Annotated in this window: 1 protein-coding gene; it reads left to right on the top strand. The window is 29.6% G+C overall.

Annotation, left to right across the window (positions count from 1 at the left end; genetic code table 11):
* Nucleotides 1-85: 85 nt before the first annotated feature.
* Nucleotides 86-1,360, top strand: a protein-coding gene (locus tag I4V51_RS20825) for an IS3 family transposase (RefSeq protein ID WP_195990345.1) whose coding sequence is annotated in 2 segments (ribosomal slippage) — nt 86-467 and nt 467-1,360 — 1,276 coding nt annotated over the 2 segments. Because the reading frame shifts where the segments join, the coding sequence is not laid out codon by codon here. This gene is flagged as partial in the annotation.

The following is a 1,360-nucleotide window of genomic DNA, read 5'->3' as shown; positions in this document are numbered from 1 at the left end:
CCTATAGAGTAGACATGATAAAAAAAGTCTACCCTATAGGGTTTTTCTATTTATAATAGATTTATAACGTTAGGAGTGAATACAAATGAGCAAGAAATTATTTTCAAATAAGGATATAGAAATACTATCTAAAAATAAATATGTTAAAAAGGTTAGCGAAAAAGGTATTACATATACTGATGAATTTAAAAGATTATTTATTTCTCAGAATGAAAAGGGTAAATTTCCAAGGGAGATATTTGAAGAGTGTGGCTTTGATATTGATGTAATTGGTTTAAAAAGAATACAGTCATCGGGTAGCAGATGGCGCTCCGCATTTCGAAGAAATGGTGTAGAACAATTACAAGATACTAGAAAATTTAATACAGGAAGACCAACCGAAAAAGATTTATCTTTAGAGGAGAAATATGAGAAACTACAAGCAAAGCTAAAGCTTTTACAAGCAGAGAATGAACTTCTAAAAAAGCTAGAAATGTTAGAAAGGGGCGTGAATCAAAAGAAATAATAGTAGCAGCAAATGAAAGGTTCGAAATTATAAAATCCTTGATTACTAAATATAAATTTAAAAATATGATTAGCTATATGTGTAATATTTCAGGTGTTTCACGCTCGGGTTATTATAAGTACTTTTCATCTATTACTGTAAAAAAGCGTGAGTCTAACGAAGTTAGAGATTTAGAGAGTAAAGATAATATTTTAAAGGCTTACAACTTTAAAAATCGTAAAAAAGGTGCTAGGCAAATTAAAATGACACTTAAAAATCATTTTGGTATTAATTATAACTTAAAACGTATAAGAAGAATAATGAAAAAATATAATATCTTCTGTCCACATAGAAAAGCTAATCCCTATAGACGAATGATGAAGGCCACAAAGGAACATACCGTCTTGCCTAATTTGTTAAATAGAGAATTTAAGCAAGAGTCTCCAGGTAAAGTATTGCTAACAGATATATCTTATTTATTTTTCAAAAATAGTCAGAAGGCTTATTTGTCGACCATTTTAGATGCTTCTACTAATGAGGTTTTATCTTATAACATTTCGAAAAGTCTAAAAATAGATATAGTAACTAATACACTAGATAAACTAATTAAAAATAATAGTGATATTCTTAGAGAAGATTCATTTATTCATTCAGATCAGGGAGTTCATTATACTAGCCCAATCTTTCAAAGCAAAGTTAAAAAGTGCAATTTGGGACAATCTATGTCTAGGCGTGGAAACTGCTGGGATAACGCCCCGCAGGAATCCTTTTTTGGACATTTAAAAGATGAAGCTGACATAAAGACATGTGAAACATTTGAAGATCTAGTCAAAGAAATAGACAATTACATAGACTACCATAATAATTTTAGAGGAC

Source organism: Clostridium sp. D53t1_180928_C8 (assembly GCF_015667795.1).
Classification (GTDB): Bacteria; Bacillota; Clostridia; order Clostridiales; family Clostridiaceae; genus Clostridium.
The sequence above is the reverse complement of the archived record's forward strand: the minus strand, read 5'-3'. Positions and strand labels throughout refer to the sequence as shown.